Annotated in this window: 10 protein-coding genes; 7 read left to right on the top strand and 3 right to left on the bottom strand. The window is 70.7% G+C overall.

Annotated elements, in window-relative coordinates; all coding sequences use genetic code 11:
• The first annotated feature begins 67 nt into the window (after positions 1-67).
• From FHS00_RS17300 to FHS00_RS17315, 4 genes are all read left to right on the top strand, one after another.
• Positions 68-436 (top strand): response regulator transcription factor, encoded by a 369-nt coding sequence (locus FHS00_RS17300; protein WP_183475346.1) that lies wholly within the window; start codon positions 68-70, stop codon positions 434-436.
• A gap of 76 nt (positions 437-512) precedes the next feature.
• The gene (locus FHS00_RS17815; RefSeq protein WP_246391459.1) at positions 513-677 is read left to right on the top strand and encodes a hypothetical protein; all 165 of its coding nucleotides are present in this window, start codon (positions 513-515) and stop codon (positions 675-677) included.
• On the top strand, positions 678-3,365 hold the full coding sequence (locus FHS00_RS17310) for a sensor histidine kinase (protein ID WP_183475348.1): 2,688 nt from the start codon (positions 678-680) through the stop codon (positions 3,363-3,365). It abuts the gene before it with no gap.
• Between the two features lie 54 nt (positions 3,366-3,419).
• Positions 3,420-4,391 (top strand): hypothetical protein, encoded by a 972-nt coding sequence (locus FHS00_RS17315; RefSeq protein ID WP_183475349.1) that lies wholly within the window; start codon positions 3,420-3,422, stop codon positions 4,389-4,391.
• Here FHS00_RS17315 and FHS00_RS17320 read toward each other — a convergent pair.
• The gene (locus FHS00_RS17320; protein ID WP_183475350.1) at positions 4,313-4,765 is read right to left on the bottom strand and encodes a protein tyrosine phosphatase family protein; all 453 of its coding nucleotides are present in this window, start codon (positions 4,763-4,765) and stop codon (positions 4,313-4,315) included. The two genes, FHS00_RS17315 and FHS00_RS17320, sit on opposite strands and share 79 nt — an antisense overlap.
• 146 nt (positions 4,766-4,911) lie before the next feature.
• Between FHS00_RS17320 and FHS00_RS17325 the strand changes: the two genes are divergently transcribed.
• On the top strand, positions 4,912-6,177 hold the full coding sequence (locus tag FHS00_RS17325; RefSeq protein ID WP_183475351.1) for an enoyl-CoA hydratase/isomerase family protein: 1,266 nt from the start codon (positions 4,912-4,914) through the stop codon (positions 6,175-6,177).
• Here FHS00_RS17325 and FHS00_RS17330 read toward each other — a convergent pair.
• Positions 6,164-6,379: a hypothetical protein gene (locus tag FHS00_RS17330; protein WP_183475352.1), complete on the bottom strand. Its 216-nt coding sequence runs from the start codon at positions 6,377-6,379 to the stop codon at positions 6,164-6,166. The two genes, FHS00_RS17325 and FHS00_RS17330, sit on opposite strands and share 14 nt — an antisense overlap.
• A 160-nt stretch (positions 6,380-6,539) precedes the next feature.
• On the opposite strand from FHS00_RS17330, the gene FHS00_RS17335 reads away from it, so the two are divergent.
• A complete protein-coding gene (locus FHS00_RS17335) occupies positions 6,540-6,803 on the top strand; it encodes a DUF2312 domain-containing protein (RefSeq protein ID WP_183475353.1) in 264 nt (87 codons plus the stop codon).
• Between the two features lie 13 nt (positions 6,804-6,816).
• Here FHS00_RS17335 and FHS00_RS17340 read toward each other — a convergent pair whose 3' ends face one another.
• Positions 6,817-7,695 carry a hypothetical protein gene (locus FHS00_RS17340; protein WP_183475354.1) on the bottom strand — a complete coding sequence of 293 codons (879 nt, stop codon included), beginning with the start codon at positions 7,693-7,695 and terminating at the stop codon, positions 6,817-6,819.
• Positions 7,696-7,837: 142 nt separating this feature from the next.
• Between FHS00_RS17340 and FHS00_RS17345 the strand changes: the two genes are divergently transcribed.
• Complete coding sequence (locus FHS00_RS17345; RefSeq protein ID WP_183475355.1) at positions 7,838-9,490, top strand: ABC transporter permease; 1,653 nt, start codon at positions 7,838-7,840, stop codon at positions 9,488-9,490.
• Positions 9,491-9,660 lie beyond the last annotated feature (170 nt).

The raw sequence follows: 9,660 nt of genomic DNA on the forward strand, positions 1-9,660 counted from the left end.
CGCGGCGCGGCGATAGTGACGTCGCGGCCGTGGCTCCCGGGGGAGGGAGCCGGCGGAGGAGGAACGGATGGCCAGACGTGTCCTGCTGATCGAGGACGAGCCGAACATCATCGAGGCGGTCAGCTTCATCCTGTCGCGAGCCGGCTGGACGGTGCACACCCATTCCGACGGCGCCAGCGCGGTCGAACGGGTGCGTGCGCATCCGCCTGAACTGGTGATCCTCGACGCGATGCTGCCGGGGCGGTCGGGCTTCGATATTCTGCAGGAACTGCGCCAGGATGCGGCCACCCGCGACCTGCCGGTGATGATGCTGACCGCGCGCGGTCAGGCACGTGACCGCGAGCTCGCCCTGAGCCTGGGCGCGACCCATTTCATGACCAAGCCCTTCTCCAACGCCGAAGTGCTCGACCGGGTGCGGGATCTTGCCGGGGGCTGAGCCGCCATCGCGCCGGCCGGTCTTTCTGGCCCGGGCCTCCTACCGACGTCGACGGCTCCACGACGCGGCGCGCCTGGTGCCCTATGTGGCAGGGTTCCTATGGGGGTTGCCGCTGCTGTGGCCGCGCGGCGAGACGCCGCTATCGCTGGTGTTGGTCTATCTCTTCGCCACATGGGCGCTGAGCCTGGTAGGGGCCTGGCTGCTGGCGCGCGCCCTGCGGCGGGCCGGGCCGGAGGACTGAATGCTGGGCTTCAACGGCCTGATCGGCATCGCGCTGGTCTATGTGGTGTTCCTGTTCGGCGTCGCCTTCGCGGCCGAGCGGCGCGCCGCCACGGGACGCGATGGCTGGCTGCGCAGCCCTTGGACCTACACGCTGTCGCTGTCGATCTACTGCACCGCCTGGACCTTCTACGGCGCGGTCGGCTACGCGGCGCGCTCAGGCCTCGAATATCTGACCATCTATCTCGGTCCGAGCCTGGTCATGCTGGGCTGGTGGTGGCTCCTGCGCAAGCTGGTGCGGGTGGGCCGCGCGCAACGGATCACCTCGATCGCCGACCTGATCTCCTCGCGCTATGGCAAGTCGACGCTCTTGGGCGTGATCGTCACGCTCCTCGCCGTGGTCGGCGTCACGCCCTACATCGCGCTGCAGCTGCAATCCATCGCCCAGTCGCTCGAGGTTTTCGCCCGGCCCGGCGCCGGAGGCTCGCCCGATGGCGGGGCCGTGGCACTCTGGTCGGCGGCCGGGCTGGCGCTCTTCACGATCCTGTTCGGCACCCGTAACCTCGACGCCAATGAACGCCACCACGGGATCGTCATGGCCATCGCGGTCGAGGCGGTGGTCAAGCTCGGCGCGCTGCTGGCGATCGGTGTCTTCGTGGTGTGGGAGCTGGGCGGTGGCCCGGCCGAGATGCTGGCGCGGATCGACGCCTCGCCCATCGCCGCTTGGGAGCAGTCCGGTGGGCGCTGGATCGGCTTCACCCTGCTGTCGGCGGCGGCGCTGCTGTGCCTGCCGCGCATGTTTCAGGTGCTGGTGGTCGAGAATGCTGACGAGGCGCATCTTGGGACCGCCAGCTGGGCCTTTCCCCTCTACCTGCTCCTGATGAGCCTGTTCGTCGTGCCGATCGCGGTGATGGGGCTGGAGCGCCTGCCCACCGGCAACCCGGACATGTTCGTCCTCACCCTGCCACTGTCCGAGGGGCGCGACGGTCTGGCGGCCTGGGCGTTCCTGGGCGGCTTCTCCTCGGCCGCCTCGATGGTGATGGTGGCCACGATCGCGCTCGCGACCATGGTGTCGAACCACATCGTCGTGCCGCTATGGCTGCGGGCGCGAGTGCCGGGCGCGGTGATGTCGGGCGACGTGCGAGCGGTGGTGCTGACGGCGCGCCGGGTCTCGATCATCGGCGTGCTGGGCTTCGGCTATCTCTATTTCCGCCTGTCGGGCGGCGGTACCGCGCTGGCGGCGATCGGGCTCGTGGCCTTCGTCGGCGTGGTGCAGGTGCTTCCGGCGCTGCTGGGTGGGCTGTTCTGGCGCGGGGCCACCCGCTCCGGCGCGGCGGCGGGGCTGGTGATCGGCTTCGCGGTCTGGCTGTGGACCATGTTCCTGCCCAGCGTCGGCGGCGGCGGGGCGATCTCGGCGCAGGTGCTGGCGGAGGGGCCGTTCGGATTGGAGTGGCTGCGGCCGCAGGCGCTGCTGGGCACCGGCGGGCTCGACCCGGTGCTGCACGCGGCATTGTGGTCTCTGGCGCTCAACGCGGGCGCCTTCGTCGCGGTGTCGCTGATGAGCTTTCCCGGCCCGGTGGAGCGGCTTCAAGGCGCGCAGTTCGTCGGCGTGTTCGATCAGTCCGGCGGCCCGGGCCCATGGTCGCGCGGCGGGGCCGATGCCGAGACGCTTCTGGTGATGGCGCAGCGGATCCTTGGCGCCACCGAGGCACAGGCGATCTTTGCCCGCGCGGCGCGGGTCCAAGGCCGCCCCGGCGCGTTGCCTGAGGTGACGCCCGACTTCATTCGCGGTCTCGAGCGCGAGCTCGCAGGCTCGGTCGGGGCGGCCACCGCGCATGCCATGATCGGCCAGCTGACAGGCGGCGTCAGCGTTACCGTCGAAGAGCTGATCGCCGTGGCCGACGAGACCGCGCAGATCGTCGAATATTCCGGTCGGCTGGAGCAGAAATCGGCCGAGCTGGAACGGACCGCGCTGGCGCTGCGCGACGCCAACGCCCAGCTCACCGCGCTGTCGGTCCAGAAGGACGGCTTTCTCAGCCAGGTGAGCCATGAGTTGCGCACCCCGATGACCTCGATCCGCGCCTTTGCGGAAATCCTGCGCGAGGGCGGGCTCAAGGAAGAGGAGCGGCACCGCTTCGCGTCGATCATCGGCGACGAGGCGGCGCGGCTGACACGGCTGCTTGACGATCTGCTCGACCTGTCGGTGCTCGAAGCGGGTCAGGGCCGGCTGGATTGGCGGCGGGTCGAGCTCGGCAAGGTGATCGACCGGGCGCTGGCCGCGGCGCTGGTCGAGCCCGAGGCGCTGCGGCTGGTGCGCGATCGCGCGGCCGAGGCGGTCGAGATAGAGACCGACCCGGACCGGCTGGCGCAGGTTTTCATCAACCTCGTCACAAATGCCCGCAAATACTGCGACGCACCGCGTCCCGAGCTGCGGATCGAATGGCGGCCCGATCTCAACGCCGTCGACTTCATCGACAACGGCTCCGGCATCCCGGCAGAGCAGGGCCGGGTGATCTTCGAGAAATTCTCGCGGCTGGGCGATCCGCACAAGTCCGGGGGCGCCGGGCTGGGGCTCGCGATCTGCCGCGAGATCATGACCCGCCTGGGCGGCGCCATTCGGCACCTGCCGGGCTCGGGCGGCACGACTTTCCGGGTCGAACTGCCGCGCGCCGACATGGCGTTAGCGATTGCGCAACCGGCATCTGGCTAGATCCGGGATCGGGACGGGCCGTCTTGGCCGCCGCGACGGGACAGGATGACCGCGATGACCCAGGAGCATTTGCTGCGCCGCCTGCTGGGCGGCGAGACGCGCCGCGCCGCGCCGCGCTTTCCGGGCGGCCCGGAGCGGCTGGCCCTGGCCCGCGCGGCGCAGGAAACGATTGGCCTGCCGCTCGGCATCCGAGGCCTGCAGCGGAAGCGCCGCGACCGCGAGGCGCTGGTCGCCGACCTGGATTCCAACGCGTTGCTGGTCGCCATTGGGCCGGGCGGCGCGGCCGCGGGACTGGCGGCGATCGAGCCGCAGCTCCGCGCGGCGGTGGTCGAGGCCCAGACGCTCGGTGCGCCGCGCGTCTCTCCGGCGCCATCGCAGCCGATCACCGGAACCGAGGCGGCGATGATGGCGCCGTTTTTGCGGGGGCTGCTCGACCGGCTGGCGACGCTTGAGGAAGACGAGCCGGCCCGTCCGCGCGAGCTTCGGCCGGGTGCCCGGCTCTCGGACGCGCGCGCGGCCGGGCTGCTCCTGCCGGAAGCGGAGTACGATCTGTTGTCTTTCGATCTGGAAATCGGCCCCGGAAGCGGACGCTATGGGGGGCTGATGCTGGCGCTGGCACGGCCTGTCGTCCCGCTCACCGAGGCGCCGCAGGTTCGCTGGGCGGAGGCGCTGCGCGGCGCCGTGTTGCAGGCGCCGGCGGAGCTGCATGTGGTGCTGCACCGGATGCAGGTGCCTGCCGCCGAAATCGGCAGCTTCGCGATCGGTGAAAAGGTGCCGCTGCCCGGCGTCGACCTGACCGCGGTCGCGTTGGAGGACGGGCAGGGGCACCGGATCGCCTCGGTCCGGCTGGGTCAGCAGGCGGGACTTCGGGCGATACGGCTCGCCGCGCCCGAAATTCGGCCTTCGTCACCGATCGAGATACCGTCCCGACCGGGGGGCGACGCGGTTCAGTCGGCGCCAGGTTCGTCGTCTTCGGGTGGCTCGCGCAGCGCTTCGAGCTGCGGCCGCAGCCGCTCGAGATCGTAGCCGGCCTTGGCGGTGGCGGCGATGATGTCGTCGGTCTCCATCCGGCCGACCTGGCCCAGCGACCAGACGATCGAGGAGCGGGTGCCGGAGGCGCAATAGGCCAGCACAGGGCCGTCCGAGGCCTCGAGCACCTGCATCTGGCGGTCCACCGTCTCGCGGTTCAGGCCCTGATGCGTCACCGAATTGACCGCGAAGCGCAGCCCGGCGGCCTCCGCGGCGATGCGCAGCGTTTCGGCCGAAAGCTCGCTGGGCACCTCCTCGTCGGGACGGTTGCACAGCACGGTGGTGAAGCCGGCTTCGGCGATGGCGGGAACGTCATCCGGCGCGATCTGCGGGCTGACGGCGTAGTCGGGGCTGATGCGGCGAATATCCATGGCCGATGATTAGCCTGCGGCTTCGCGCGCGTAAAGCGGCGTTGCGCGGCGGTCAACGATCTCTCCTCATGGCTGCGCCGGGCCTTGCGCCGGGGCCGCGCGGCGCCGATCATGGTCCCGCAGGGGCAGCGTGCAAGGGGATGGCGATGGAGGACGGGCCGGTCAGGACGCGGATCGCGGACGGGATCGTCGAAGTGACGCTCGACCACAGGCCCGGCAACGCGCTCGGCGCCGCGACCCGCAGCGCGCTCTCCGCCGCGCTGGACCGGATCGAGGCGGATATCTCAGCTTCCGGTGGCCAGGACACGCCGCGCGGTGTGGTGCTGGCCGCGGAAAACGGCGTGTTCTCAGTCGGTCTCGACCTGCGCGAGCTCGATGCTGCGAGCGACGCCCCTCACTTGCACCGGATCTGCCGCAGGATCGAGCGACTGCCCGTTCCGGTGGTGGCGGCGCTTTCGGGCAGCGCGATTGGCGGCGGCGCCGAGTTGGCGCTCGCGGCGCATTACCGGCTCGCCGCGCCCGGCGCGCGGTTCGGGCTGCCCGACATCGTGCTCGGCCTGCCGCCCGGCGCCGGCGGCGGCCAACGTCTCGCGGCGCTCTGCGGTGCCGAGGCAGCGCTCGACCTGCTGCTGAGCGGCCGTTCGGTGACGGCCGAGGCGGCGCGCGGGGCCGGGGCGATCGACGGCGTGGTCGGCGAAGATCCGGTTGCGGCCGCGCATGAACTGGCCGCCCAACTCGCCGGGGCCGGAATCCGGCCCCGTCCGGTCGCCGGGCGGCGCGAACACATGGCGGACGGGGTCGGCTGGCTCGACGCGCTGCGCCGACGCAGGCGGGCGCTGCACGACGCGCCGTTGCGCAGCGCGGCGCGGGTGATCGACTGCATCGAAGCGGCGCTGTTGCTGCCCGCGGGCTCGGCGCTGCGCTTCGAGCGGACGGCGCATCGCGACGCCCTCGCCGATCCGCAATTCGCGGCATTGCGCCACGTCTATTTCGCGGAGCGCCGCGTCACGGGAACCTTGCTGGAGCGCGGGCCGGAGGGGCCGGTTCCGACCGCGCAGGGGCGCGGGCTTCTGGCCGCACTGGCGCGCGGCAGCGAAGGCAGGACCGGCGAGCGGCTTCGGGCCGCTCTGCTGGCGCAGGGCGCGCGGCTGCTGGCGGCGGGCCGGGTGGCGCGCAGCGCGGATCTCGACGCGCTGGCGGTGCACGGGCTGGGCTGGTCCCGCCTCTCGGGCGGCCCCTTCCACGAATCGAGGGTGCTCGGCATCGCATCGCTGGTGGCGCGGATGCAGGGATGGGCCGACGAAGACCCGGTCTTCGAGGTAACGCCGCTGCTGCGCGCGGCGGCGCAGGCCGATGGTGATCTCGACGCGGCGCTCAGGCGCGGCCGCGTGCCCGAGGTCAGGACAGGATGATGCCGACGACCACCATCATCAGTCCCAGCATCGACAGCATCAGCGCCCCGATGTTGAGCGGCACGACCCGCGCCAGCCGGGCCCGCATCTCCGCATCCTCGAGGCCCTGACGCCGGAGCCGCAGCACCGCCAGCAAGCTCCACAGGATCGCGGCGAAACCCGCGGCCGTGATCGCCGCGCCGATCCAGATGACGATCTCCATGCCCGTTCTCCCGGCTGATCCGCGTTCGCTGCCGGACTAGCCCTGCGGACGACGCGGCACAAGCCCGCCTGCCGCGGGGATGCATGGCGCGGGGCGCTTGATGCCGTCCCTGCCGGGCGATAGGGAAGGGGCCCGACACCCGCCCCGACAGGAGAGAGACATGAGCGACGCGTCCGTGATCGATGTGCAGAGCAACGCGGCCGGCGAGGAGCTGCGCCAGTTCATCGAGCGCGTCGAGCATCTCGAAGCCGAAAAGAAGGACATCGCCGAGCAGATCAAGGAAGTGATGGCCGAGGCCAAGGGGCGCGGCTACGACACCAAGATCCTGCGCAAGGTGATCGCCCTGCGCAAGCGCGAGCCCGACGACATCGCCGAGGAAGAGGCGGTGCTCGACATGTACAAGGCCGCGCTCGGCATGAGCTGAGACTTCTCGCCGCTCAGGCGGCGAGAAACCGCACCCCCTCCATCGCCGCGATCCGCTGCAGGTCCGCCTCGTAGATCGCGGTGAGGTCGGCCAGCAGCGCCGTGTCCCACCCCGGCAGGTCGATCTCGGTCTCGACCACCTCGGCGCGGGCGTATTTGTCCAGGAAAGCCGAGACCACCCTGCGCTGCTGGGCGGCATTGGCCGGCGGGTGCGAGGCGAGGTAGTCGCGCAGCCGTGCAGCACCTTCGGGGCGCATGATCTCGTCCACCAGATCGAGCCCGCCCTCGACCGGGGCATCCTCGTCGAGCCCAGCGAGTGCCCGCACCAGCTCTGGCCAGATCAACGCCGAATCCTCGTCGCACCAGACCGTCAGCCGCGCCTCCGGCGCCGCCTGTCGCAGCCGGGCCACAACGTCCGACCACAGGATCGTCCGGGGATCGAGCCCGGCCATGAACTCGTCGAAGCCGCGGCCGCGCGCCTGCTCCCAGCAGGCCGGCAGGAAGCTCGCGGGATTGCGGATGCCGAGGAACATCTCGATCCGGTCCTCGGGAAACAGTGCCGCCAGCGAGCGCGCCTTGAAACCCGCCAGCTCGTGAAAGCACCCTGCCTCGCAGATCCGGGCCGGCGTGCAGATGAAGGCCGGGTTGCCGAGCACCAGGCGCTCGGTGGTCTCGCCATGGTCGAGGATCGCGTCGATCAGCACGTCGCGGGTGTCTGGCTCGGGCGAGCCGCCACGCAGATGCTGGATCGTCTCGCGCAAAAGCCGCCGGTAGCGCGCCGGATTGGGCACCCTTGTGCCGCGCCCCGCGAGGTTGGGCAGGTTCTTGGTCACCGATCTGAGCAGGCGGTCCTCATCGGTGCAGTTGGCGCCGATGTGAAAGGCGATGTCCATGCGCGTATGGTCCTTCCACCCGCCCGGAGCGGGTCTGTTCGTGTCCGGCCCTGGCGAAGACCGGGGAGGTCGGGCGGCCGTATCCGATCCTTTATAGTCTGTTATCTGGACAGCGAAACAGCTTTGAGCTACCGCGGCCCCCATGTCCGATAAAACCAGTCAGACAAGTCCGCTCACGCGGTTTAGCCGCCCCGACCCCTGGTCGGTCGGCGCCGTTCTGATCGCGGCGCTGGTGCTGCTGCCGGTGCTGTCGGTGATCTGGCTGGCCTTTCATCCCGACGACAATATCTGGCCGCACCTGCTGTCGACGACGCTGCCGCGCTACCTCGGCAACACCGTCCTGCTGATGCTCGCGGTCGGGGCGATCACCGCCGCCACCGGGGCAGGCGCGGCCTGGCTGGTGGTAATGTACCGGTTTCCGGGCCATGGCTGGCTGCAATGGGCGCTGCTGCTTCCGCTAGCGGTGCCGGCCTATGTGGGCGCCTACGCGCTGGTCGATTTCCTCGAATATGCCGGGCCGGTCCAGACCGGCCTGCGGGCGCTGATGGGATGGCAGGATGCGCGCGATTACGCCTTTCCGCAGATCCGGTCGCGCGGGGCGGCGATCGTGGTGCTGTCGGCGGCGCTCTACCCCTATGTCTATCTGCTGGCCCGCGCGGCGCTGCGTGAGCAATCCGGCGCCGGCTTCGAGGTAGCCCGCGCGCTGGGTGTCGGCCCCTGGGGGCGGTTCTTCCGGGTCGGGCTGCCGCTGGTCCGCCCCGCCATTGCCGCGGGCGTGGCGGTAGTGATGATGGAGACGGTGAACGATTTCGGCGTGGTCGACTACTTCGCCGTTCAGACCCTGACCACCGGGATCTTCAGCGTCTGGCTGCAGGCCGGCAATCTCGGCGGCGCCGCGCAAATCGCGACGCTGGTGCTGGCGATGATCGTCTTTCTGGTGACGCTTGAAAAACTGAGCCGCCGCCGCTCGCGGTTCTTCGGATCGGCGCGACAGCCACGGCCGGTGACGCCGGTGCGGCTCACGGGCAGGCAGGGGGCGCTGGCCTTCGCCGCTTGTCTCGCGCCGTTCCTGATGGGCTTCGTGCTGCCGGTCGCGGTACTGGCGAGCCATGCCTTCGACGCGCGCGAATGGGTCGCGCCGGGGCTGAGCCGGGCGCTGTTCCACACGCTCACCACCGGCGGCATCGCCGCCTTCGTCACCGTGCTGGCCGGGCTGTTCATGGTCTATGGCACCCGGCTCTCCGGGCATCGCCTGCCAGTGCTGCTCCTGCCGGTGACAGCGATCGGCTATGCCGCGCCGGGGGCGGTGCTGGGCATCGGCATCCTGATCCCGCTGGCGGGCTTCGACAACGCGTTGGCCGATGCGGTGCTGGCGCTGACCGGTCACGATCCGGGGCTGCTGCTGACCGGTACGGCGGCGGCGCTAGTGCTGGCCTATTGCGTACGGTTCTTCGCCATCGCGCAGGGCACCGCGGACGCGGCGCTGGGCCGGGTCTCGCCCAGCCTGCCGATGGCGGCGCGGTCCTTGGGGCAGAGCGCCGGCGGCACGCTGCGCCGGGTTCACGTGCCGCTGATCCGCGCCAGCGTCGGCTCGGCGCTGCTGCTGGTCTTCGTCGACTGCATGAAGGAGCTGCCTGCCACCCTTCTGCTGCGGCCCTTCGGCTACGACACGCTGGCGACCCGGGTGCATGCCAAGGCCAGTCTCGAGAACATCGCCGAGGCCGCCCCGGCCGCGCTGATGATCACTGCCGTCGGGCTGGTGGCGGTCGGACTTCTGGCGCGCGCGAACCGCTGAAGGGCACGGCGCATGGCGGCGAGCGCGCGACGGGTGCCCCCGCGGGTCGATTACGCTTCATGATGTTCCGATGTCTGGTGCCGGCAGAGGGAGTTTTGTTCCCGTTGCAGGCACTTCCATCGCTGTACGCCTCAGCAAAACAAGGGGTATCCGTACTCGCGCTGGGCGGT

This window comes from Limimaricola variabilis (assembly GCF_014195545.1).
Lineage (GTDB): Bacteria > Pseudomonadota > Alphaproteobacteria > Rhodobacterales > Rhodobacteraceae > Limimaricola > Limimaricola variabilis.